The following is a 23,404-nucleotide window of genomic DNA, read 5'->3' as shown; positions in this document are numbered from 1 at the left end:
GGTGGATGTCGGCCGGGCGAGGGGCGCGATCTTTACTGGCCTCCGGCGCAACTGTGTGCACTTCTGTCACGCGCGTGAGCGCCCGTTTCGCGAACAAGCCACCGAACATTCTGGAATGATCGCTGAATATCCTGTCGGACATTCGAGACTGACGGACAGTGACTGATGCCCCCCATCGATCAAATCACCGCCTTCGCATCGGACCAGCCGATCCTGACGGTCATCATCGGCGTGTTCGCCCTCGTCCTGCTGGTCGCGGCGTATTTCGCGCTCCGTGCCACCCAGCGCGTGGCGGTCCGCTTCTACCATCGTCACATCGCACCCCGTCCGGCCGAGGACATCCTCACCATCGTCGCCGCGAGCATCGCGACGGGTGTCTCCGCGCAGGGCATGTGGCGTTTCTCCGGTGACGTGCTCGGCTTCGACGGCCCCCTGCGGCTGCTGCTCTTCGCCTTCATCGAGGTCGCCGTCATCACCAGCGCCGTCCGGGCGCGCCGCAACATGCGGGAGAACTTCTCCGCGGGCATCGACGGCGTCGCCGTGTGGGCGCTCACCGGTCTGACGGCCGTGCTGTCGAGCATGGACGCCCGCAGTGTCGCCGAGGCCGTCTTCCGGCTCGCCGCACCCCTGGTGGCGGCGTGGCTGTGGGAGCGCGGCATGGCGATCGAACGCCACCGCATCACGGGGCGTTCCCGCATCAACTGGCGGATCACCCCGGAGCGGGCGCTGGTCCGCGTCGGGCTGGCCGAGGTGAGCGACCGCACGGCGAGCGAGGTGGACGCCCACCGCAGGCTGACCCGGGTCGCGCTGGCGGCCAAGCGTGCCCGCGCGCTCCGCGCCTCGGGCGCGTCCGACAGGAAGATGCGCGTGGCCCTCACCAAGCTGGACCGTGCCATGGACCGGGCGGTGGAGCACAGCGGCCTGGCGGTCGACTCCGCCAGGCAGGAGGCCCTGCTCTCCCAGATCGGCGCCCTCTACAACACCTCCGCCCTGATCGACCTGACCCCGCCCGTGCCGTGGGCCCCCGCGCCCGAGGAGCCGCCCGCGCGTCCCGCGGTGGCCGCGGGCCCGTCCTCGCGGCTCGGGGACGACGATGACGACGACGAGCTCCAGGTGCTGGACGCCCCGCCGCCGGTCGTCGACACGGCGCAGCGCGCGGCCCTGATGCGCGCCGCGCGGGAATACTGGGACAAGCAGATCGAGCGGAAGTTCGTGCCCCGCGCGTCCGACATCGCCCACGAGACCGGGGTCTCCCTGGCCACCGCCCGTGAGTACCGCGCCCTGTGGAAGCTGGAGCCCAAGGCTCACGCGCTACTGGAGGCCGCCTTCCACGAGCACGGGATCATCGACACCGGCACCTTCCCGGCGATCGAGACCGAGCAGGTCCTCACCGTGAACGGGTCCTCGCCCGGTCGTTGACCCCGCCGTCGAGCCCGTTTGATCCCGTTCGATTTCGCCGCTCGCCCGGCCGGCCTGAGATCAGGCCGACCGGGCGAGCGGTGAGGCGGCCCCGCGTACGGTGGCCGACCGGTCAGGTGGGCCCGCTTTAGGTAACCGGCAGGTCAGGCCGACTCGCGCACGATGAGGGTCGTGGGCAGTATGACCGGCTCCAGGCGCTCCGCGCCGTCGATCAGGGCGAGCAGCAGGCGGACGGTCTCCTCCGCGACCCGTTCCAGGGGCTGGCGGACGGTGGTGAGCGGCGGGTGGGTGGTGAGCGCCACCGCCGAGTCGTCGAAGCCGCCCACCGCGACGTCCTCCGGCACCCGCCGCCCCGCGGCGCGCAGGGCCGAGAGCGCGCCCGCGGCCATCAGGTCGGAGGCGACGAACACCGCGTCGATGTCGGGGGAGCGCTCCAACAGTCTGGCCATCGCGCTCTCCCCGCCCAGCTGGGTGTAGTCGCCGTGCTCGATGAGCCTCCTGCCGGCCTTCCTGCCGAGGATGTCGGCGAAGCCCTCCAGCCGTAGCGCGCCGCCGGGGGTGTCGAGCGGGCCGGTGATGGTGGCGATCCGCCGGTGGCCGCGCTCCACCAGGTAGCGCGTCATCTGCCGGGCGCCCTCGCGGTCGTCGGCGGCGGCGTACGGGATCACGTTCTCCCTGCCGATGACCGCCCCCTGGGCGACGGCGGCCACCGGAATGTCCAGCAGCGCGTCCACCAGTTTGTCACCGGCGTGGGTGGAGACCAGGAAGACCCCGTCGGCGTGGCCGCCGCGCAGGTAGCGGATCACCCGGTCGCGGTCGCCGTCGTTCCCGGCGATCATCATCACGAGCGACACGTCCCGCTCGGCGAGCCGCCGGGTGGCGGTGCGCAGCAGCACACTGAAGGTGGGATCCTCGAACAGCCGCTCCTGCGGCTCCGACAGGACCATCACCACCGAGCCGGTCCGCTGGGTGACCAGGCTGCGGGCGGCCCGGTTGAGCACGTAGCCCGTCTCGGCGATGGCCCGCTTGACGGCGGCGTGCGCGGCGGGGCTGACGTACCGGTCGTCGTTGAGGACCCGGGACACCGTTCCCCGGGACACCCCCGCCACCGCCGCGACGTCGTGAATGGTCGGACGCTTCGCCATGCTCCCCATTTTCCCCTCGACCGGCCGCCGATCGGCCGGGCCGTCAGCTTTTCACGGCCCCGCCGGCCAGGTCGGTCCTCCAGTGGCGCTGCATCGTGAGGAAGAGCGCGATCAACGGGATGATCGAGAGCAGTGTGCCGGTGAGGATCAGGTTGTAGAGCGAGGGCTGGTTGGCCCCCGCGGCGAGCAGGGTGTAGAGCCCGACGGTGAGCGGGAACCTCTGGTCGTCGCCCAGCATGATGAACGGCAGCAGGAAGTTGTTCCAGATCGCGACGAACTGGAACAGGAAGATGGTCACCATGCCGGGCAACATGAGGGGCAGGGCTATCCGGCCCAGCAGCAGCCGGTGCCCGGCGCCGTCGATGCGCCCGGCCTCCAGCAGCGCGTCGGGGACGGCGGCGGTGGCGTAGACGCGGGCGAGATAGATGCCGTACGGACTCAGGATCTGCGGGAGCAGGACCGACCAGTAGGTGTCGGCGAGCCCGATCCGCGAGAACAGCAGATACTGCGGGATGGCGAGCACCACGGCGGGCACCAGGACGCCGCCGAGCAGCAGGTTGAAGATCAGGTTGCGCCCCGGGAAGCGGTACTTGGCCAGGGTGTAGCCGGAGACGGCGGAGACGGCCGTGGACAGCAGGGCGCCGCCGCCCGCGTACAGCAGCGTGTTGAGCATCCACAGCCAGAACACGCCGTCACGGTAGGCGGCGAGGTCGGCGAGGTTGGACAGCAGCCCGGTGCCGGGGGCGAAGGTCGAGGTGGAGAACAGCTCGGCCTTCGACTTGCTGGACGCCACCAGCACCCAGCTGACCGGCAGCAGGCAGTAGAGCGCGCCCAGCAGCAGGATCGCGGTCGGCGCGATCCCGGCCGGGCGTCGGCGTCGGCGGCGGGTCCCGGTGAGGGGTGTGGTGGCCATCAGCCCTCCCCGAAGGCGCGGTCGCGGACGACGCGCAGGAAACCGAACGACAGGACGAGGGAGATCGCCGCGATGACGATCGAGGTGGCGGCGGCCGAGTAGAGGTCGCCGGTGACGAAGGCGTCGCGGTAGACCTTCATGAGCGGGCTCCAGGTCGAGCTGATCGTGTTGGTGAGCGGCCGCAGGGTGGTCGGCTCGGTGAACACCTGGATCGTGGCGATGATGGAGAAGACCGTGGTCAGGATGATCGCGGGCAGCAGGATCGGGACCTTGACCCGCAGCGCTGTCTGGATCTCGCTCGCCCCGTCGATCCTGGCAGCCTCGTAGTAGGTCCTGGGTACGGCCCGCAGCGCGGTGTAGAGGACCAGGGTGTTGAAGCCGACGCCGCCCCAGACGGCCACGTTCGCCATGGACAGCACCACCGTGCCCGCGCCGAGCAGGTCGATGTCGAGCACCTGGCGGATCGGGCTGAGGCTGGGCAGGTAGAGGAAGCCCCACAGCAGGGTCGCGGCCACGCCCGGCACCGCGTACGGCAGGAAGAGGGAGATCCTGGAGAAGCGGGCGAGCCGCACGTGCGCCGAGTCCAGCAGCAGCGCGAACAGCAGGGCGAGCCCGAGCATGACGACGAGCACCAGCAGGCCGTAGGCCAGGACGCGCAGCCAGCCGGCCCACAGCTCGCCGTCGGCGAGCGTCGCCGCGTAGTTGTCGAGGCCGGCGAAGACCTCGCGGCGGGACCCCTTGCCCAGGCCCAGCCCCGAGACCTTCGTGCGCCGCAGGCTGAGGTAGGCCGTGTAGGCGATGGGGAGGGCCATGAAGAGCGTGAACAGCGCCATGGCCGGTGCGAGGAGGAGGTAGGGGACGGCGCTCGCGGTGCGAACGCCGCCGCCGGGGCGTCGTGTCATCGGGTGAGCTGGAATCCGGACTTCTGCATGTCGGCGACCGTCGCGTCCTGCATCTTCACGAGGGCGTCGGAGAACGCCGACCTGTCCTGCAGGGCCTTGTCGAAGGCGTCCTTGAAGGCGTTGTAGGTCACGTTGACGTTCGGGCCGAAGGTGAAGCCGCGGGCGCCGCCCGCGATCGTGGCGGTCTGCTGCCAGAAGTCGGGCTGGTTGGAGAAGTATTCGGGGGCCCCACCGAGCATGGTGCCGCCCTTGGTGGCCGCGGGATAGAGCGCGCCCTCGGAGACGAGCAGGCCGAGCGCCTCGGGGTCGGTGTTGAGCCAGGTCGCGAACTTCGCGGCGGCGGCCAGGTGGGGGGACTTGGCGGAGACCGCGGTGGAGGAACCGCCCCAGAAGCCGCTCGCGTTCTCACCGGCGTTCCACTGCGGCAGCGGGGCGATCGCCCACTTCCCCTTCGCCTTGGGGGCGTTGCTGGACAGCACGCCAGGCGCCCAGACCGCCGAGGGCCAGGTGAGCAGCCTGCCGTCGTTCAGCGCCTTGTTCCACTCGGGGGTGAAATAGGGCTGGTCGTCGATGGCGCCCTCGGAGACGAGACCGCCCCAGTAGTCGGCGACCTTCCTGGTGGCCTCGTCGTCGACGGCGACCTTCCAGGACTCGCCGCTGATCGACCACCACTGGGCGCCCGCCTGCTGGGCGAGGCCGACGAAGGAGCCGGGGTCCTTGCTGGAGAAGGTCCCCAGGAAGACCTTGGGGTCCTTCTTCCGCACGGTGCGGGCGGCCTCGGCGTACTCGTCCCAGGTCTTCGGCACCTCGATGCCGTACTTGTCGAACAGGTCCTGGCGGTAGTAGAGCATCATCGGGCCGCTGTCCTGGGGGAGCGCGTAGACGGCGTCGGTGCCGAGCGTGACCAGTCCCCAGACGCCCTCGCCGAACTCGCCCTTCGCCGCGCCGGCCTCGCCCGAGAGGTCGGCCACCGCGTCGGCGGCGACGAAGGAGGGCAGCATCTGGTACTCGGCCTGGACGAGGTCGGGAGGGTTTCCCGCCTTGGCGGCGGTGAGGAACTTGGCGGCCGCGTCGTCGCCGCCGGCCTGCTTGCTGACGGTGACCTGGATGTCGGGGTTGGTCTGGTTCCAGACCGTCACGATCTTGTCCATGTTGGGGACCCAGGTCCAGTAGGTGAGCTTCACCGGCCCGGCGGGGGCCGAACTCCGCGCGTCCGGGGCGGCCGCCTCCTGGGGGGTGCCCGAGCACCCGGCGGCCAGGGCGGCGGCGAGGAGCGCGGTCGCCACCGCTATGAGCCGGTTCATCTGCATGTGTTCCTCCGTGGGGGTCCGTGTGGGAGTTCATGACAGGTTCATGACGGGTTTATGACAGGGGCGTCGGCCGCTGGGAGGCCGCAGGGCGGGGCCGCCGGTGAAGTCGGCGAGAGAGGCCGAGGCCGCTGGCACCTCTCTGGGAACGTTCACAGACTGAAATCAGCCGGGAGGCGCTGTCAATGCCCGTTACGTTCTTGTTAACCCGCTGATGTGCCGGGAATCTCGGCGCTGGCCTTCCGGGGGCATCGGTCGTACATTACTGTGCACGTTCACAGAAATCGTTCGAGGGGGAGTCGTTGCCCGGATATCCCGCCCTGCCAGAGGGCATCGCGTACGGCGGGGACTACAACCCCGAGCAGTGGCCGGAGGAGGTCTGGCGCGAGGACGTCCGGCTGATGCGCGAGGCCGGGGTGAACCTGGTCAGCCTCGGGGTGTTCAACTGGAGCATGCTGGAGCCCGCCGAGGGGGTCCACGACTTCGGCAGGCTGGACAGGATCGTCGACCTGCTGCACTCCTGGGGCATCATGATCGACCTCGCGACGCCGACCTCGTCCCCGCCCACCTGGTTCAGGACGGCCCACCCCGGCGCCCGCCTGGTCGACCGCGAGGGCCGCGTCGTCGCCGGAGGCTCCCGGCACAGCTTCTGCCCGAGTTCCCCCGAGTACGCCGCCGCCTCCGAGCGAATCGCCGAGCGGCTCGCCGAGCGCTACGCCGGGCATCCGGCGGTCGCGATGTGGCACGTCCACAACGAGTACGGCTGGGCCAACGCCCGCTGCTACTGCGAGACCTCGGCCGAGGCGTTCCGCGACTGGCTGCGCGAGCGGCACGGGGACGTGGCGGCGCTCAACGCCGCCTGGGGGACCACGTTCTGGGGGCTGACCTACGGCTCGTTCGAGGAGGTGGAGCCACCGAGGCTCGCACCGCCCGGCCAGCTGACGGCCCTGCAGCTCGACTACGCGCGCTTCTCCGTCGACGCGCACATCGCCAACTTCCGCCGCGAGCGCGACGCCATCCGCCGCTTCGGGGACCAGCCGGTCACCACCAACTTCATGATCGCCAACTGTGAGCCGATGGACTACTGGCGGTGGGCGGGCGAGGTGGACGTCGTCTCCAACGACCACTACCTCGACGCCGGGCGGGCCGGGAACCACATCGAGCTGGCCATGGCCGCCGACCTCACCCGCTCGGTGGCGGGCGGACAGGCGTGGATGCTCATGGAGCACTCGACCGGCGCCGTCAACTGGCAGCCGCGCAACCTCGCCAAGCGGCCGGGGGAGATGCGGCGCAACAGCCTCGCCCACGTCGCCCGGGGATCGGACTCGGTGCTGTTCTTCCAGTGGCGCGCCTCCCGGCACGGCGCGGAGAAGTTCCACTCGGCGATGCTGCCGCACGCCGGGACGGACTCCGGCCTCTGGCGCGACGTGGTCGCCCTCGGCGCCGACCTGCGCGGGCTGGCCGACCTGCGCGGCTCCCGCGTCGAGGCCGAGGTCGCGCTCGTGTGGGACTGGGAGTCGTTCTGGGCGCTGGAGCTGGAGTGGCGCCCCTCGGTCGACCTGCGCTTTCGCGAGCGGATGGAGTCCTACTACGAGGCGCTCTGGCGCGAGCACGTCACCGTCGACTTCGCCCACCCCGGCGCCGACCTCTCGGCGTACCGGATGGTCGTCGTCCCCAGCTCCTACCTGCTCACGGAGGCGGCGGGCAAGAACCTGCGCCGCTACGTGGAGGCGGGCGGGCACCTGGTCGTCTCCTACTTCTCGGGAATCGTCGACGAGAACGACGCCGTCCATCCCGGCGCCCCTCCCGGCGCGCTGCGCGACGTGCTCGGCCTGTCGGTGGAGGAGTTCCACCCGCTGCCGGAGAACGGCACGGTGCCCGTCGGCGACGACGGCCTGACCGGCCGGATCTGGTCCGAGCGGATCCGCCTCGCCGGGGCGCGCGCCGTCCACGCCTTCACCGGCGGGCCGGACGCGGGCCACCCCGCGGTGACCCGCCACGAGCTGGGCGCGGGCACCGCCTGGTACGTCGCCACCGCGCTCGACCCGTCCCCCGACCACACCTCCGGCCCCGGCGGTCCCGAAGGCCGCCGCGACCCCGGCGACCCCGGCGACCCCGGCGACCCGGCGGGCGGCACGGGAACGGGTGCCGGGCGGGATCTGCGCGCGCTCCTCCGCACGGTCCTCGACCTGGCGGGCGTGTCCCGCCCGCGCGGCCTGCCCGACACCCTGGAACTCGTACGCCGGGGGCGCTACCTCTTCCTCATCAACCACGGCGAGGAGCCGGTCACCGTCCCGGAGGTGAGCGGGACCGGGATGCTCGACGGCGCCGCGTACACCGGGTCGGCGACCGTGCCCGCCGGCGGCGTCACGGTCGTCGAGCCGACCGCAGACGCGTGATCGTCCCCGGGGTCGCGCCCGCCACCTGAGCGCGGCACCCGGGGTCTTCGGGGATCGTCCACATCACTCCTGACCAAGTGAGGACCCATGAAGAAGATCCTGGTGGCACTGCTGGCATGTGCCGCCGCCGTCCTGGTGCCGTTACCGGCCCGAGCCGCGCCCACGGTCGCCAACGGCGGCTTCGAGACCGGGGGCGGCGTCGCCGCGCCGGTCTCGTGGAGCACCGCGGGCAACGCCTCCGCCGACTTCACCGAGGCCGGCGGTCGCACGGGCTCCTACCGCCTGTCGCACTGGTCCACCGCCGCGTACACCGTCGAGACCAACCAGACGCTGACCGGCCTGGCCTCGGGCACCTACACCCTCCGCGTCTGGGTGAGGTCGGGGGCGATGAGCCAGAGCTGGATCGCGTTGCGCAACTGCGGCTCCGCCGAGAGGCGGACCCACACGCCGGTCAGCTCCTCGGAGTGGATCCAGATCGCCGTCACCCAGAACGTGACGGGCGGGCAGTGCACGATCTCCCTCGGCTCCGCGGCGGCGGCGGGCGGCTGGGCCAACTTCGACGACGTCACCTTCGCGGCGGGGTCGGCGACGCTGGCGGTGAAGGGCGCCGACACCTCAAGCCTGCCCAAGTCGGAGGCGTACGGGGGCAGGTACCACGACGCCGGGGGCGCGCGGGGCGACGCCCTCGCGATCCTGGCGGCGGCCGGAGCCAACTACGTCCGGCTGAAGGTGTGGGTGAACCCGGCCGACGGCTACAACAACAAGGCGCGGGTGCTGGCCATGGCGCAGCGGGTCAAGGCCAGGGGGATGCGCCTGCTCGTCGACTTCCACTACTCCGACACCTGGGCCGACCCCGGCAAGCAGTACAAGCCGGCCGCATGGAACGGATACACGTTCGCGCAGCTCAAGACGGCCGTCTACAACCACACCTACGACGTGCTGAACGCGCTGAAGGCGCAGGGCACCACTGCGGACATGGTCCAGGTCGGAAACGAGATCAACGACGGCATGCTCTGGGAGGACGGCCGCAGCTCCAACTTCGGCAACCTCGCCCAGCTGCTCAACTCGGGCTACAGCGCGGTCAAGGCCGTCTCGTCCTCGACCAAGGTGGTGCTGCATCTGGCCGAGGGCGGCGACAACGGGCTGTTTCGCTGGTGGTTCGACAGCGCCGCGGCGCACGGCGTGAACTACGACGTGATCGGCGTCTCCTACTACCCCTACTGGCACGGCACGCTCGGCGCCTTCCAGTCCAACATCAACGACATCGCGTCCCGCTACGGCAGGCCCGTCCTGCTCGCCGAGACCGCCTACCCCTTCACCACGGGCAACGACGACGGCCTCGCCAACATCATCACCGCGGCGACCCCGTACCCCGGATACCCGGCCTCACCGGCGGGCCAGTCGGCGATGCTGCGCGACGTGATGAGCATCGTGCAGGCCGTGCCGGGCGGGCGCGGGCTCGGCGCGGTGTACTGGGAACCCACCTGGACCGCGGTGACCGGGAACGGCTGGGACCCGGCCGACCCGTCGTCGGGTAACGGCTGGGAGAACCAGGCACTGTTCGACTTCGCCGACAGGGCGCTGCCCGCGCTCACCCAGTTCGCCCACCAGTGACCCTCACGGCGGCACGTCCGAGACCTTTCCGGCGTGCCGCCGTGAGATGTCATCGCACGTCAGGGCCGCGGCCGGTGCCTCACCGCGGCTACGCCCCTGCGGCTCGATCTCCTGTCTCGAGTCCGGCTCGGGTCAGGATGTCCTCGTGGGCGGCGATCGCCTCGGCGCGGAGGCGGGGCAGGTCGACGCCGACCAGGATGCCGCCGCGCTTGCGGATCACGCCGGCGACGAGCACCGTGTCGACGTCGGCCCGGTCGGCCGAGGAGACCACCGTGGCCGCCGGGTCCCGCAGGGGGAGGGTACGGATCGAGTCGGCTCGGACGAGGAGGACGTCAGCCGCCTTGCCCGGGGTGAGGGTGCCGGTTCGGTCGCCGAGGCCGCAGGCTCGGGCACCGTCGAGGGTGGCCAGCCGCAGGACATCGCGGTGGGTGAGCGTCGGGGTGAAAGGATCCTCCGGGTTCTCGGGCAACGCCTCGGCGCGGCCAAGGGCGAGTGCCATCCGCAGCTGGGTGAACATGTCGCCGGGCGAGGTGGTGACCGTGTCGATGCTGAGCGTGGGGGCCACGCCGTGCGCGAGCATCGCGGTGATCCGCGGCAGGCCGTGGCCCATCACCAGTTCGACGTACGGCGCGATCGAGACCGTGCCTCCGGAGTCGGCGATCATCGCGATTTCGTCGTCGGTGCTGGTCGTGCAGTGGATGAACGTGGTGTTCTCGCCGAGCAGGCCGAGCCGGTGCAGGGAGCGGATCGGGTGGCCGGTCGCGCCGCCTGAGCGCATCGCGGTGTGCACCGAGACGCGGACGCCGAGGTCACGCGAGAGGTTCCAGTCGTTTACGGCGACCTCGTCGACGACGTTGCCGGGCTGGCGGAGCGCGAGCGCCATCGTGAGCAGGCCGTCGTCGGAGGGGAAGTGCTCGGCTCTGATCCGGCGGGCGTCGGCCGGGTGGTTGAGCTCGCTGCGGTACCACCACTGGCCGCCGGCCGGCATGCCGTGTGCGTACATCGCCCGGATGCCGGCCTGCCGCAGGCCCTCGATCGCTCCGTCGGCGTGGTCCGGGGTCTCGCTCGGCGACCAGTCGACCATGGTCGTGATGCCGGCGTCGAGCGCGTCGAGGGCGCCGACGTAGTTGCCCAGCCGCATCAGCTCGGGGGTGTAGGCCGGGGCCACGCTGTTGAAGATGGTCCCCATGAACTCCCCGAGCGTGCAGCTCGGCAGCAGGCCGCGGACCAGCGACTGGTAGGTGTGACGGTGGGTGTCGACGAAGCCGGGAAGCACGACGGTGCCGGTCGCGTCGAGGATCTCCGCGTCCGCGGCGGACAGGTCGGGACCGATCTCGGCGATCCGCCCGTCGACCACGAGGACATCGCCGTCGACGTCGCCCAGCGCCGGGTCCATGGTCACCACGTGGCCACCGCGGATCAGCAGTCGGCTCATCGGCCCTCCTCCAGGACTGCGGCCAGTTCGCCGCTCGCGTGCACGGGCCGGCCGCCGAGCAGGGTCAGCTCCGACTCCAGTGTAAGGATCTTGTTCAGGTCGACGGTGAAGTAGTCGTCGGAGAGCACCGCGAGGTCGGCGCGGAAGCCCGGTTCCAGCGCGCCGATCTCGTGCTCGGCGAAGCAGTTCCAGGCGCTGCCGCGCGTATAGAGGCGCAGTGCCTCGTCGCGGTCGAGCAGGTTCTCGTCGGCGACGATCCGGTCGCCACCGATGGTGCGGCCGGTCAGGTAGAAGTGCAGCGAGGTGAACGGGTCGTAGGAGGCGCCGCGCATCGCGTCGGTGCCTGCGCTGACCGGAACCCCGGCGTCGAGCAGGGCGCGCAGCGGGGGCGCGTCGCGGACCCGGTCGGCGCCGAACGCGCCCACCACCTGGTCGCCGAGGAAACGCAGCAGGCTCTGGGTGAGGACGCCGAGTCCGAGTGCGCGGATGCGTCCCACCTGCGCCGAATTGATCATCTCGCCGTGCACGATGCCCCACCGCAGCGGTGCCAGCGGATGGCGGGCGTTCACCTCCTCGCAGGCCGCGATGACGGTCTCGATCACCTCCGGCCGGTGCGCGTGCATCTGTACCGGCCAGCCACCGGCCGCCAGGTCGGTGAAGACGCGGATCAGTTCGGCCCGGTCGGCGTCGGTCACGTCGACCCGGGTGTGCACCCGGTCGTGCAGGCCGTACAGCACGACCTCGCCGAAGCCGAGCAGCCGGAGCGTTCCGCTGCCGTGCCGGGGGCGACCGTAGCGCAGGTATCCGGCGATCTCCTCGGCCTCGCGCCCACGCGCCGACGCGTGCACGGTCAGGAACGTCCGCACGGTCAGGTCACCGCGCCGGTCCACCTCGTACACGGCCTCGTAGACGTCCGGGCCGGTGTTCACGCCGCCGCCGTCGATCAGCGCGGTCACCGCGAAGCGGTTGAGGTCGCGGGAGAGCCGGGCGGTCGAGGCGATCTGGGCTTCCAGTGTCTCCTTGGGCAGCCGGGCGTAGAGCCATTTGCAGCCCTCCATGCCCAGCACCCGGCCGGTCGGCCGGCCTTGGCCGTCCCACTCGAACAGGTGCGCTCCGGCCGCGCGGGCGGTCTCGGCGGTGAGACCGGCGGCGCGCATTCCCGCGGTGTTGACCTGGGCCCAGTCGTACATCATCTGCACGAAGACGGGGCGATCCGGCGAGACCTCGTCCAGTTCGGCGAGATTCGGTCCGCGTCCTTCCGGGAACTGGCGTTCGTGCCAGCCGCCGATCACCAGCACCCACTCGCCCGGCGTCCGGGTGCCAGCCGCCTCGGCGATGGTCCGCAGACCGGCGGCGAGGCTGGGGCAGCGTTCCCAGCGCAGCTCCGAGTTCCAGGTGAGCCCGGCCCGCACGAAGTGGATGTGGTTGTCGACCAGGCCGGGGATCACGCAGCGGCCTCCCAGGTCCACGACCCGGGTGTCGGAGTCGGCGTACCGGCGGATCTCGTCGGTGCTCCCGGCCGCGAGCACCCGCCCGGCGCGTACGGCGAGGCCACTCACCCGCCGCCCGCCCGCGCTGGTGGTGATGTCGCCGTCGACCAGGATGAGATCGGCCGTCATCGGGCGATCCTCGGCTCGCCCAGCAGCGGGCTGGTCAGCAGGTACATGCCGGAGTTCGTGAAGGCCCAGACCAGGCGGCGGTCCCACTCCACGAAGATGCTCTCGGTCGGCACGAGATAGGAGCGCGGGTCGCCCAGCTCGTCGGTCATCTTCGGCACGAAGTACCCTGCCAGGGCCGGTCGGCGGACGTCTGTGAGGTCGAACATCTGAACACCCGCGTTGCCGAAGGAGTACAGCGTGAGGTTGGGGTCGGCCGTCCCGGGGTGGGCGTTGGAGCCGAAGCGTTTGGGACCGAACTTGCCCCGCCGGAACACGAAGTCCTGGTAGGGCGCTCCGGCCGGCGGAACCGGCCGGGGGAACGTCGCCACGATGTGCGGATTCGCCGGGTCTTTGACGTCGATCACGTAGATGTCCTTGTACGGCTCGTACCCGTCCTCGTTCATCGGGCCGCCGTTGACGAACACGACGCCGTGGCTGGTCACCCGGCTCGTGTCCACCACGTCGCCTTCGATGCCGGCCCAGCTGTGCGGCAGGTCGAGATGGCCGCTGACCAGTGGGCGGCGCGGGTCCGCGAGGTCGAGCACGTACAGCCCGAGGCCGCCCATGACCGCGTAGCCGTACCGGCCGCCCTGCTCCAGGGGCACCGGCACCGACATGGGCACCCGCGCGCCGATCCACGAGGTCCGGTTGCCGTGCCTGCTCCACGACTCGTAGGCGCCGGTCTCACCCGCCCGCTGGCCGGGCACCCACCAGGTGGACAGGAGCTTCGGGTGCGCCGGATCCTCCATGTCGTACACGAGCTGTGCGGGTGTGTACGGGTAGGTGGCGAACTCCTGGTTGATGAACGTGTCGTCGGGGGCGGCGGCGATGAACATGTAACGGCCGCCGTCGTAGGCGGGCGTGTCCACTCCGCCGGAACCCTGATGGATCCCGGTGGCCGGGTCGACCGGGCCGGTCGGCACCTCGGCGAGCAGCTTCCAGTCGGTGGGGCTGGTCAGCTCGTAGACCCGGAAGCCGCGGAATCCGGGCGCCGCCATCAGCCGGGGCAGCACGGCGGGGTCGGCGTACTTGTTGGAGTCGGGCCCGTAGGTGCGCGGCACCTCGAAGCACTGCACCAGGATCCAGGCGTCCCGCTCCTTGTTGTAGGCGATGGCCGCCGCCCCGAACTCGCCGTTCCCGGGGCCGTACCGCTTTTCGAGCACCAGGTCGCGGGCCGTCGGGTCGGTGATGTCGTAGACGTTGAGAGCCTGTCGGTAGTAGTGGAACATGTAGCGTCGGCCGCCCATGTCGACGACGTTCTGCCAGGTGTGGGTAAGCCTGACGACCGTGGGCCAGCGGGCCTCGACGGTCATGTTGGAGGTGTACTCGCGGTCCTCCAGGTGATCCAGGCTCTGCGGCAGGGGCCGCGGTCCGCTCACGTACGGTGTGCTCTGCGGATGGACGAAGAGCCGGCGCTGTTCGTCCCACCCATAGTCCTTCGTGGTCAACGTTCATCCCCTCTACTGTGGACCGGCCACGCTCATCAGCGCGCGGACGCGTTCGCGGTCGCCGTGGAAGCCGGCGGGGTCGGTGTGCCAGGCGATCTCGCCCTTGACCATCACCGCGACGTTGTCGGCGAGTTCGAGTGCCAATCGCACGTTCTGTTCGACGAGCAGGACGGTGATGCCGTCCTCGCGCAACGCGCGGACGACGTCGGCGACCTGCCGCACCACCATCGGGGAGAGCCCGTCGGACGGCTCGTCGAGCAACAGCAGGCGCGGGTTGGTCAGCAGTGCCCGGCCGATCGCGAGCATCTGCTGCTCGCCGCCGGAGAGCTGGTCGCCGCGGTTGCCCCGCCGTTCCCGCAGCCGTGGCAGCAGTTCGTAGAGCCGCTCCAGCGTCCAGGGCCCCGGCCGGTTGCGGCGTATGGCGATGCGCAGGTTCTCCTCGACCGTCAGCGGGCTGAACACCCGCCGCCCCTGGGGCACCAGCGCGATGCCGGTCGAGGCGATCCTGTCGGTCCGCTCGCGGGTCAGCTCCCGCCCGGCGAACACGACACTGCCCGAGTACGCCCGTACGAGCCCGATCACCGACATGACCAGCGTCGACTTGCCGACCCCGTTCCTGCCGAGCACCGCCAGCACGGTGCCTTCTTCGATGGTCACGTCGACGCCCTGCAGCACCACGCTCCCGTCGTATCCGGCGCGCAGATCGCGTACCTCCAGTAGCGGGCTCACGGGGTCTCCTTCAGGTCGTCGTCGGTCGCCGACCAGGACAGATACGCCTCCTGGACGGCCGGGTCCGCCGACACCTCGGCCGGTGTGCCGGTGGCCAGGAGCTTGCCGTGGTGCAGTACGGAGATGTCGGTCGCCAGGCTGAACACGACGTCGAGGTCGTGCTCGACCACGATCACCGTCAGGTCGCCGGGAAGCGTCTTGACCAGCTGGACGAAGGCGTCCGACTCGGTCGCCGACATACCGGCCGTGGGCTCGTCGAGCAGCAGCAGGCGGGGCTTGGAGGCGAGCGCCAGGGCCAGCTCCAGCTGACGGCGCTCGCCGTGGGACAACGATGACACGAGGTCATCGCTCCGCTCGGCCAGGCCCACCGCGGTGAGACATTCCCCGGTGGCGGCGGTCCGGTCCGCGTACCGGACGGCGCCGCGCCACCACACGGTGCCGATGCCCTGCACCCGCTGGGCGGCGAGCGCGACGTTCTCGGCGACCGTGAGCGACATGAAGACGCTGGAGTGCTGGTAGGTCTGGGCGATCCCCATCCGGACCCGGCGCGGCTGGGAGTAGCGGGTGACGTCGTCGTCGAAGTAGCGGATCCGGCCGTCGGTCGGGCGGACCTCGCCGGAGAGCAGCTTGAACATCGTGGACTTCCCGGCGCCGTTGGGTCCGATCAGCGCGTGCCGGGCCCCGGCGCGGACCGTCAGCGTCACGTCGTCGACCGCGCGCAGCGCGCCGTACGCCCGGGTCAGGCCATCCAGCCGTAGTGCGGCGGTCATACCCGCTCCTTCCGTGGCGGCTCGGCGGTCGCGGTCGCGGGCGGGCGACGGCGCAGCGGGTTGCGGATTCCGGCGAAGCCGTCCGGCAGCGTGTAGACCACCACCACGAGCACCACGCCGAGGACGACGGGGCCGAGGCCCTGCATGGAGATCGGCAGCATGTTCTGCGCGACGATGATCAATGCGGAGCCGGCCACCGCGCCCCAGAGGCTTTGCGACCCGCCGACGATCAGCGCGAGCAGTGCCAGCGCCGAGGTGTGGAAGCTCATGTCGGACGGGGAGATGAACAACGTCTGGGTCACCCACAACGACCCGGCCACGCCGGCGAACGCGCCGCTCACGGTGAACGCGGCGTACTTGTAGAGGGCGGTGCTGTAGCCGAGCGCGCGCATCCGCGGTTCGTTGTCGCGCACGCCGCGTAGCGCCCGGCCGAACGGCGAGCGGATCAGCAGCGCGATGAGGGCCGCCATGATGAGCACGGCTCCGGCGATGTACCAGTAGACGACGGCGATGTGCCGCAGCACGACGCCGGGCAGCAGTGTCAGTGCCGGGATGTTCGCGAGGCCGTCGGAGCCGCCGGTGAGGCTGACCCGCGCGATGGCCACCAGCGCGAGCAACTCGCCGATGGCCAGCGTCAGCATCAGCACGTACGTGCCCCTCACCCGGACGAGCAGCCAGCCGGTGGCGGCGGCGACCAGCGCCCCGGCCACCGCCGAGATCACCAGCAGCGTGGGTGCGCTGGTGGTCAGGTGGCCGGCCAGCAGGGCGGTCACGTAGCCGCCGACGCCGAAGAAGCCGGCCTGCCCGATGGTCGGCACTCCGGCGATGCCCATGAGCAGGACGATGCTCATCACCATGAGGGAGAAGGCCAGGATCTGGGTGAGGGTGGACACCGCGTACGGGCCGAGCAGGAACGGTGGCGCGGCGGCGGCCAGCACGAGCAGTGGCGGGACGAGCATCGGTGGGACGAGCGCGCCCGTGGCCGGACGTTCGAGGATGTTCATGTGGTCGCCTCCGCTCGGCCAAGGAGGCCGTGCGGCCGCACGACCAGGACCAGCGCCATCGCGCCGAATATGAGAAACGGGGCGACCTCCGGCGCGAGGGCCGTGCCGAGGGTCTGCACCTGACCGATCAGCAGGCCGCCGATCAGCGCGCCGCGAGCCGAGCCCATCCCGCCGATGACCACCACGACCAAGGCGATCAACAGGACATGGCCGTCGAGTCCGGGAGCGGCGCCGAGCATCGGGCCGCCGAGGACACCGGCCACCACGGCGAGTGCGGAGCCGGCGGCCAGCACGCCGTAAAGGATCTTCCGGGTGTCGATGCCGAGCGTGCTGACGATGTCGGCGTCGGCGACGATGGCCCGCACGACGGCGCCCATCATCGTGCGCTCCAGGATCACCTCGGCCAGCAGGGCGATGAGCAGCCCGAAGCCGATCAGCACCAGCCGGTAGACCGGGTAGGGGTTGCCGAGGATCGTGACGCTGCCGTCCAGGCCTGCCGGTGCCGGAACCGAGCGCACATCCGCGCCGAAGATCCACAACAGCAGGCTGGACCCGGCCAGCGAGATGCCGAGTGTGAGCAGTGCCTCCGCCATGTGGCCGCGGCGGGTCAGCAGCCGGGTCATCGTGGTGAGCCCGACCCCGGCCAGTGCGCCGACGACCAGCGCGATGCTGAGCGCCAGCACCCACGACAGCCACGCGCCGCTCGGTGCCACCACCACGGCGGCGACATAGGCGCCGGCGAGGAAAAGCGTGCCGTGCGCCAGGTTCAACAGGTTGAGCATGCCGAACACGAGCGACAGACCGACGGCCAGCGTGTAGAGCAGTAGCCCGTACGCCAGTCCGTTGATCACCGTGATGAGGTTGGCGTCGAACCATTGCGTTACTACGGACACGTTCCTCCCTTCAATGGATGCCTCATTGATGCCTGTGGCGGGCGGCGCGTCCTGTCGGGACGCGCCGCCCGCGGGCTTTTCAGGACTTCTTGCCGTCGCTGGAGTAGACGCCCAGGACCTCGAGCACCTCGTCGCTCATGACACCGTCGGTGTCGGTGGCCCGCCGCAGGTAGATGGTCTGGCTGGGTGCCTGGAAGGTGTCGAAGCGCCAGGTCCCGCGCGGCGTTTCGACATCACCCACCTTGCCCAGCGCCGCGTTGACGGCGTCTCCGGTGATCGCGCCGTCGCCGATCGACGCGATCGCCTTGTCCAGCACCGCGGCCGAGGCGTACTGGGCCTCGGAGTAGACGGACGGCCGCGCGTCGAACTTGGCCACGTACGCGTCGACGAACTCCTTGTTGACCGGGGTGTCGATGCCCGGGCTGTAGATCGAGTTCGTCAGCACGCCGGCGGCGGCCGAGCCCTGCGCGGCGAGGTTGCCCTCGGTCAGCGCCTGGTTACCGTAGAGCGTCGCCTGGTCCTTGAGACCGAACTGGCCGTACTGGGTCACGAACTTGGCGGCCTCGGCGCCGGCGTAGAACGCGTACACCGTGCCGGCCTTGCTCTTCTTGATCTCCGACAGATATGGCTGGTAGTCCTGGGTGTTGCCGAACGGGGTGAACGTGGTGCCGACGACCTCGACTCCGCCGGCCTCCAGGCCGGCCTTGACGTCGTCGATGATGTCGCGGCCCTGCTTGTAGTCCGCGCCGATCAGGTAGGCGGGCTTGTCCTTCGCCTGGGCCACGAGGTAGTCCACGATGGATTTGTTCATCATCGGATTGGTCCAGCCGACCCGCCACCAGAACGGGTTGTCGGCGACCTGGCCGGTGGAGACGACCGGGATCTTCGCGTCGGAGAAGACCGTGGCCACGCCGACGGCCGTGGCGCTGTTGACGATGCCGGTGACGACGCTCACCTGCTCCTGCTGCACGAGCCGCCGGGCGGCGGCCGTGCCGGTCTGCGGGGTGCTGCCCTCGTCGACCGTGACCAGGTCGACCTTGCGGCCACCCAGTTCGCCGTTGTTCTTGTCGAGGTAGATCTGCATCGCTCGATCGAGGTCGGTGCCGATCGAGGCGTAGATGCCGGACTTCGGCACCATGAACCCGATCTTGATCGAGTCGCTCGTGCCGGTTGATTCGGCACTCTCGCCGCCCGCGACGGTGCTGCCGCCGCAACCGGTCAGGGCGAGCGCGAGCGCGAGCGCGGCGATCCCCGATGCGGCCCCTCTGCCTGTCATGTCGTTAGCTCCCTGTGCTGTGGCACGGCCGGTTCCCTCCTACGGTCGGAGCCGGTGGCCACGCCCGTAACGATGCCTGACTTTGGTGCCTATTTATCTTCGGGTAAATACCGGTTTGGGTAATTATGTCGCTTCAAAGTGCCCTAGTGGCCATGTGGCTTAGCCAATTTAAGCGGATGGTCCGCCCCTGGTGTCAAGGTCGCCAACGGCTCGTTACCAAGCCGTAGCTACCGTCGACGGCCACGTATCCGGGTTCGAGGAACGCCTCGACGCCGGCCCGGGGCCACCCGTCGCGTGCGCCGCGACGACTGCCGCGAGCATGTCCCCGACCGTGCCGCCGGCGACCCCGGCGATGGCCTCGGCCGTCGCCGGGGTGGTCACCGGGACGTGATCGGCCGCCTCGACCCGCTAGCCCGCGACGAATGTTCCGGTCGACACGTCCACCGGAATCGCAGCGCTCACGTGGAGTCGGGCCGCAGACCGGCGTTGGCCGCCTGCACGTCGTACATGGACAGGAAGTCGTCGTCGCGGTGGCCCTGCCCGATCGCGGCCTGGATGATCTGGTGCACCAGGCTCGCCACCGGCATCGGCACCTCGTGGGCCCGGGCGGCGCCGAGGCCGAGATCGAAGTCCTTGCGCAGCAGCGCGGTCGTGAAGGTCGGACGCCAGTCCCGTTCCAGCAGGTCGGGTGTGCGGTGACGGACCCACTCGGAGCCGAGCACGGTGCCGCCGAGGAACTCCAGGAACGCGGCCCTGTCCACGCCGCCCTTCTCGGCCAGCGTCACCACCTCCACCAGGGACTCGACCATCATCCCCAGGTAGAGGTTGTGGCAGACCTTGACCAGCCGGCTCACCTCTCCCGGACCGGCGTAGACCGCGCTCTGGCCGATCGTCTCCAGCAATGGCCGGACCAGGTCGAAGCTCTCCCGGTCGCCCGACGCCACCAGGCGCGCGTCCCCGGCGGCGACCACATGCGGGTTCCCGCTCACCGGGGAGGCCACGAAACGCACGCCGCGCGCGACCGACTCGGCGCGCGCTTCGGCCGACGCCTCCGCGGAGACGGTCGAGCAGTCGACTACCGTGCCCGGCAGGGCTGTTCCCGCGTAGAGGCGGCGCAATACCTCGTGCAGGTCGTCCGAGGTCGAGACCATGATGAACACGACATCACAACCGCCCAGGTCGGACACCTCGTCGGCGACCGTCGCGCCGCGTGGCACCAGCGCCTCCGCCTTGGCCCGCGTACGGTTCCAGACCCGCACCGGGAGGTGGGCGTCCAGCAGGCGGCCGGCCATCGCCGTGCCCATCCGTCCAGCGCCGATCCAGCCGATCTCTGTCATCTTTTCTTCTCCGCTCACAGTAGGTCGGCGCCTCGCGTATACCGGATGCCCGTCACGTACAGTTGGTCGGCCGGGAATCGGGTGAGCAACTGGCAGCCGTCCGCGGTCACCACGACCTCCTCCTCGATGCGCGCGGCGGCGCTGCCGTCCGGCGTCGGCCAGTAGGTCTCGATCGCGAAGACCATGCCTTCCTGCAACGTCACCGGATGCTCGAAGGAGTGGTATCGGCTCATCAGCGGCCGCTCCCAGTTGGACAGGCCGAGCCCGTGGCAGTACTGGAGCCCGAACGCCTCCTCCTCGTTGGCGTACCCGAACTCCTGAGCGGCCGGGAAGTGCCGGACCACGTCGGCCGAGGTCGCGCCGGGACGGATCTCGGCGATCGCGTTGTCCATGAACTCCCGGGCCCGCCGGTACGCCTCCACCTGGGCCAGGCTGGCCCCTCCGACGTTGAACGTCCGGTAGTAGCAGGTCCGGTAGCCGTTGAAAGAGTGGATGATGTCGAAGTACGCGGTGTCGCCGGGCCGGATCAGGCGGTCGGAGAACACGTGCGGGTGTGGGCTGCAGCGGCCGCCGGAGATGGAGTTGACCGCCTCGACCTCCTCTGAGCCGTGTTCGTAGAGGTAACGGTTGACCAGCGCCACGCAGTCGTTCTCGCGGATGCCCGGCCGCAGGGTGCGGAACAGTTCCTCGTAGGCCCCGTCCACCAGGCCGGCCGAATGGTCCAGCAGGGCGATCTCGTCGGGGGTCTTGACCGCGCGGACGTCCTGCATGAACGAGTGCCCGTCAACGATGGTGAGACCGGCGCCCTCCAGGGCGCGCAGCACCGGCAACTCGACCACGTCGACACCGATCGGCTCGCCGGCCAGGCCGTGGTCGCGGAGCAGTTGGGCGATCCTGGCCGCGTTGCCCCGCTCGACACCCACCTCCTCGGGAATCGAGCCACGCCAGCTGGACAGGCCCGCCTGCCAGCTCTCCTTGCCGAACCAGGTCGCGAACCGCTGGTGTGTGCGCGCGGCCGAACCGATGTCCCACAGGATCGGCTCCTGGTCCCGCATCACCAGCGCGCACCGGAAAAGCTTGTCGCGCGCCCAGTTCCCGATGTGCGTGCCGGTCGTGTAGCGGATGTTGTTCATGTCGAACAGAACAAGCGCGCCCAGGTCGGACCGGGCGAACGCGTTCTGCACCTTGGCGAAGCGCTCCCTGCGGAGCCGGTCGAAATTGACTCGCTCCTCCCAGTCGACGCCCATGGTCGCGCCGAGCGAGGCGATCGAGCCGGTCTCCGCCGGTGGAGCATAGAAATTGGTCACAGGGCCTCCTGTATCAGACTGGTGAGTACTCGCCGACGGCGGCGGGACTTGTCGGGGCGACCGGCGCGGGGCCGCCCGGTTTGAGCACACCCCACACCGCGTCGACGATCGACTGGGTGGTGAGGTCGTAGGTCTGGAAAAGGTGATGGGCGGTCAGAGCACCCTCGGCGAAGGTGTCCCGCAGGCCGACCCGGCGTAGCCTGGCGCCGGACCCGGCCTCGGCCAGGGCCTCGGCGACGGCCGACCCCAGGCCGCCGACGATCGTGTGGTTCTCCGCGGTCACGACCACGCGTACCCCGGCCGCGGCGTCCACCACCGTGGCGGTGTCCAGCGGCTTGATCACGGGGGCGTGCACGAGGCCGCAGTCGATCCCGGCGGCGCCGAGTATGTCGGTGGCGACGATGGCGGCGGGAAGCATCATGCCGTTGGTGACGATCACCGCATCGCAGCCCGTCCGCAGCCGCTGGGCGCGGTGCATCGAGAACTCGTACCCCTCCTCGAAGATCACCGGGATCTCGCCGCGCTTGAGGCGCAGGTAGACCGGGCCCGGATGGTCGAGGATCGTGGGCACGACCTGTTGGATCTCCGTGGCGTCGGCGGCGTCGATCACCGTCAGGTTGGGCAGCGCACGCATCAGCGCCACGTCCTCGATGGCCTGGTGGCTCGGACCACCGGGGCTGGAGATGCCCGGCATGAAGCCGACGATGCGCACCGGCAGGTTCGGGTATGCGACGGCGTTGACGATCTGGTCGAGCGGGCGCCGGGTGGCGAAGACACCGAAGGTGTGCACGAACGGTATGTGGCCGGACCGGGCCAGCGCCCCGGCGATGCCGATCATGTTGGCCTCGGCCATGCCGACGTTGATGAAACGTTCCGGCAGCTCGTCGCGGAACAGGTCGATCTCGCACTGACGGGTCAGGTCTCCGGACAGGCAGACGATCCGCTCGTCGATGCGGGCCAGATCCAGCAGTGCCCTGCCGTACGGTTTCAGGACTGTGGGGTACGGCGGTCTACGCAAGGCGGGCCTCCAGTTCGGCGACGGCCTGCTCGGCCAACTTCGGGGGGAGCTTGACGAAGTGTCCGTCGATGGTGCTGGGCAGACAGTCCAGGCCGGTGGTCGTGGCGGTCCTGGCGATGACGACCGCGGGGCGGTCGGACCGGACGGCCTTCTCGAGCGCGGACTCCAGCGCCTCGATGTCGTGGCCGTCCACGTCCTGGGCGTGCCACCCGAACGCGCGCCACTTGTCGGCGACGGGCTCGATCGTGGTGATCTCCGCGACCGGGCCGTCCACCTGGGAGTTGTTCGCGTCGACGAGCGCGATGACGCCGCCGAGCCCGTGGTGGGCGGCGAACATCGCCGCCTCCCAGACCTGGCCCTCCTCCAACTCGCCGTCACTGACGAGCACCACGGTCCTGGCGTCGGTGCGGCCCAGCAGCCGGTCGGAGAGCGCGAAGCCGACCGCGGCGGACAGGCCCTGCCCCAGCGATCCGCAGGTGAGGTCGATCGAGGGGGAGCGTTCCGTGCCGATCGCTTCCAAACGCGAGCCGTCGTGACCGTAGGTCGCGAGCGCGGCCGGATCGAGCAGGCCGCACTCGGCCGCCGCCGCGAACGCTCCGATCACATAGTGGCCCGGTGAGATCACGATGCGGTCCACCTCGGGTCGGTACACCCTGCCGTAGACGGTCGCCAGGATCTCGGCCGACGACAGCGCCTGTCCCAGATAGCCAAGCCCATGCGTCGCCACCATCCGCACGGCGTGAAGCCGGATGCGGTCGGCCAACGCGGCGAGTGACTCGGTTTTTTGGTCCATGTCTGCTCTCTAGTGGTAAAGTGGCTATGCCGCTTTA

19 protein-coding genes are annotated in these 23,404 nt (G+C 70.3%); 3 read left to right on the top strand and 16 right to left on the bottom strand.

The genetic code is table 11. The annotated features are described in order from the left end of the window. Positions 1-165: 165 nt before the first annotated feature. Complete coding sequence (locus ABZ664_RS28775; RefSeq protein WP_362516420.1) at positions 166-1,419, top strand: hypothetical protein; 1,254 nt, start codon at positions 166-168, stop codon at positions 1,417-1,419. 143 nt (positions 1,420-1,562) lie between these two features. Here the strand turns inward: ABZ664_RS28775 and ABZ664_RS28770 are convergent, their stop codons facing one another. Genes ABZ664_RS28770 through ABZ664_RS28755 form a run of 4 tightly spaced genes read right to left on the bottom strand, consistent with a single transcriptional unit; the run spans position 1,563 to position 5,683 of the window. Then, on the bottom strand, positions 1,563-2,564 hold the full coding sequence (locus tag ABZ664_RS28770) for a LacI family DNA-binding transcriptional regulator (protein ID WP_362516418.1): 1,002 nt from the start codon (positions 2,562-2,564) through the stop codon (positions 1,563-1,565). Positions 2,565-2,607: 43 nt separating this feature from the next. Further along, the gene (locus tag ABZ664_RS28765; RefSeq protein ID WP_362516415.1) at positions 2,608-3,477 is read right to left on the bottom strand and encodes a carbohydrate ABC transporter permease; all 870 of its coding nucleotides are present in this window, start codon (positions 3,475-3,477) and stop codon (positions 2,608-2,610) included. Continuing rightward, a complete protein-coding gene (locus ABZ664_RS28760; protein WP_362516413.1) occupies positions 3,477-4,379 on the bottom strand; it encodes a sugar ABC transporter permease in 903 nt (300 codons plus the stop codon). The genes ABZ664_RS28765 and ABZ664_RS28760 overlap by 1 nt, the downstream gene beginning before the upstream one ends. After that, positions 4,376-5,683, bottom strand: a complete 1,308-nt coding sequence (locus ABZ664_RS28755) for a sugar ABC transporter substrate-binding protein (protein ID WP_362516411.1) — start codon at positions 5,681-5,683, stop codon at positions 4,376-4,378. The genes ABZ664_RS28760 and ABZ664_RS28755 overlap by 4 nt, the downstream gene beginning before the upstream one ends. Positions 5,684-5,988: 305 nt before the next feature. Here ABZ664_RS28755 and ABZ664_RS28750 point away from each other — a divergent pair, with 305 nt between their 5' ends. Next, on the top strand, positions 5,989-8,085 hold the full coding sequence (locus ABZ664_RS28750) for a beta-galactosidase (RefSeq protein WP_362516409.1): 2,097 nt from the start codon (positions 5,989-5,991) through the stop codon (positions 8,083-8,085). Between the two features lie 87 nt (positions 8,086-8,172). Further along, the gene (locus ABZ664_RS28745) at positions 8,173-9,699 is read left to right on the top strand and encodes an arabinogalactan endo-1,4-beta-galactosidase (protein WP_362516406.1); all 1,527 of its coding nucleotides are present in this window, start codon (positions 8,173-8,175) and stop codon (positions 9,697-9,699) included. Between the two features lie 88 nt (positions 9,700-9,787). Here the strand turns inward: ABZ664_RS28745 and ABZ664_RS28740 are convergent, their stop codons facing one another. The 12 genes from ABZ664_RS28740 to ABZ664_RS28685 form a co-directional block, all read right to left on the bottom strand. After that, on the bottom strand, positions 9,788-11,134 hold the full coding sequence (locus ABZ664_RS28740; protein ID WP_362516404.1) for an amidohydrolase family protein: 1,347 nt from the start codon (positions 11,132-11,134) through the stop codon (positions 9,788-9,790). After that, positions 11,131-12,753, bottom strand: a complete 1,623-nt coding sequence (locus ABZ664_RS28735; RefSeq protein WP_362516402.1) for an amidohydrolase — start codon at positions 12,751-12,753, stop codon at positions 11,131-11,133. The genes ABZ664_RS28740 and ABZ664_RS28735 overlap by 4 nt, the downstream gene beginning before the upstream one ends. Next, positions 12,750-14,240, bottom strand: a complete 1,491-nt coding sequence (locus tag ABZ664_RS28730; protein WP_362516400.1) for a hypothetical protein — start codon at positions 14,238-14,240, stop codon at positions 12,750-12,752. Before ABZ664_RS28730 ends, ABZ664_RS28735 begins: the two co-directional genes overlap by 4 nt. Before the next feature lie 12 nt (positions 14,241-14,252). Continuing rightward, a complete protein-coding gene (locus tag ABZ664_RS28725) occupies positions 14,253-14,969 on the bottom strand; it encodes an ABC transporter ATP-binding protein (protein WP_362516398.1) in 717 nt (238 codons plus the stop codon). Next, positions 14,966-15,739, bottom strand: a complete 774-nt coding sequence (locus ABZ664_RS28720; protein WP_362516395.1) for an ABC transporter ATP-binding protein — start codon at positions 15,737-15,739, stop codon at positions 14,966-14,968. Before ABZ664_RS28720 ends, ABZ664_RS28725 begins: the two co-directional genes overlap by 4 nt. Then, entirely contained in the window at positions 15,736-16,743 is a 1,008-nt protein-coding gene (locus ABZ664_RS28715) for a branched-chain amino acid ABC transporter permease (RefSeq protein ID WP_362516393.1), read from the bottom strand. The genes ABZ664_RS28720 and ABZ664_RS28715 overlap by 4 nt, the downstream gene beginning before the upstream one ends. Next, positions 16,740-17,636, bottom strand: coding sequence for a branched-chain amino acid ABC transporter permease (locus ABZ664_RS28710; RefSeq protein ID WP_362516390.1), 897 nt, complete (start codon positions 17,634-17,636; stop codon positions 16,740-16,742). The genes ABZ664_RS28715 and ABZ664_RS28710 overlap by 4 nt, the downstream gene beginning before the upstream one ends. A gap of 79 nt (positions 17,637-17,715) precedes the next feature. Then, complete coding sequence (locus tag ABZ664_RS28705) at positions 17,716-18,912, bottom strand: ABC transporter substrate-binding protein (protein ID WP_362516388.1); 1,197 nt, start codon at positions 18,910-18,912, stop codon at positions 17,716-17,718. Between the two features lie 458 nt (positions 18,913-19,370). Further along, the gene (locus ABZ664_RS28700) at positions 19,371-20,249 is read right to left on the bottom strand and encodes an NAD(P)-dependent oxidoreductase (protein ID WP_362516386.1); all 879 of its coding nucleotides are present in this window, start codon (positions 20,247-20,249) and stop codon (positions 19,371-19,373) included. 14 nt (positions 20,250-20,263) lie between these two features. After that, on the bottom strand, positions 20,264-21,556 hold the full coding sequence (locus tag ABZ664_RS28695; protein ID WP_362516384.1) for a Xaa-Pro peptidase family protein: 1,293 nt from the start codon (positions 21,554-21,556) through the stop codon (positions 20,264-20,266). Between the two features lie 13 nt (positions 21,557-21,569). Continuing rightward, entirely contained in the window at positions 21,570-22,574 is a 1,005-nt protein-coding gene (locus tag ABZ664_RS28690; RefSeq protein ID WP_362516382.1) for a transketolase C-terminal domain-containing protein, read from the bottom strand. Beyond that, complete coding sequence (locus ABZ664_RS28685; protein WP_362516379.1) at positions 22,567-23,367, bottom strand: thiamine pyrophosphate-dependent enzyme; 801 nt, start codon at positions 23,365-23,367, stop codon at positions 22,567-22,569. Before ABZ664_RS28685 ends, ABZ664_RS28690 begins: the two co-directional genes overlap by 8 nt. Positions 23,368-23,404: the final 37 nt, after the last annotated feature.

Source organism: Streptosporangium sp. NPDC006930, assembly GCF_040635605.1.
Lineage (GTDB): Bacteria > Actinomycetota > Actinomycetes > Streptosporangiales > Streptosporangiaceae > Streptosporangium.
Note: the sequence above shows the minus strand (reverse complement) of the source record. Positions and strands in the feature narration are given on the sequence as shown.

Coding starts and splice junctions, on each gene's coding strand:
- ABZ664_RS28775 (WP_362516420.1), top strand. CDS start 166: ATGCCCCCCATCGATCAAATCACCGCCTTCGCATCGGACCAGCCGATC.
- ABZ664_RS28770 (WP_362516418.1), bottom strand. CDS start 2,564: ATGGCGAAGCGTCCGACCATTCACGACGTCGCGGCGGTGGCGGGGGTG.
- ABZ664_RS28765 (WP_362516415.1), bottom strand. CDS start 3,477: ATGGCCACCACACCCCTCACCGGGACCCGCCGCCGACGCCGACGCCCG.
- ABZ664_RS28760 (WP_362516413.1), bottom strand. CDS start 4,379: ATGACACGACGCCCCGGCGGCGGCGTTCGCACCGCGAGCGCCGTCCCC.
- ABZ664_RS28755 (WP_362516411.1), bottom strand. CDS start 5,683: ATGAACCGGCTCATAGCGGTGGCGACCGCGCTCCTCGCCGCCGCCCTG.
- ABZ664_RS28745 (WP_362516406.1), top strand. CDS start 8,173: ATGAAGAAGATCCTGGTGGCACTGCTGGCATGTGCCGCCGCCGTCCTG.
- ABZ664_RS28740 (WP_362516404.1), bottom strand. CDS start 11,134: ATGAGCCGACTGCTGATCCGCGGTGGCCACGTGGTGACCATGGACCCG.
- ABZ664_RS28735 (WP_362516402.1), bottom strand. CDS start 12,753: ATGACGGCCGATCTCATCCTGGTCGACGGCGACATCACCACCAGCGCG.
- ABZ664_RS28720 (WP_362516395.1), bottom strand. CDS start 15,739: ATGACCGCCGCACTACGGCTGGATGGCCTGACCCGGGCGTACGGCGCG.
- ABZ664_RS28715 (WP_362516393.1), bottom strand. CDS start 16,743: ATGAACATCCTCGAACGTCCGGCCACGGGCGCGCTCGTCCCACCGATG.
- ABZ664_RS28705 (WP_362516388.1), bottom strand. CDS start 18,912: ATGACAGGCAGAGGGGCCGCATCGGGGATCGCCGCGCTCGCGCTCGCG.
- ABZ664_RS28700 (WP_362516386.1), bottom strand. CDS start 20,249: ATGACAGAGATCGGCTGGATCGGCGCTGGACGGATGGGCACGGCGATG.
- ABZ664_RS28685 (WP_362516379.1), bottom strand. CDS start 23,367: ATGGACCAAAAAACCGAGTCACTCGCCGCGTTGGCCGACCGCATCCGG.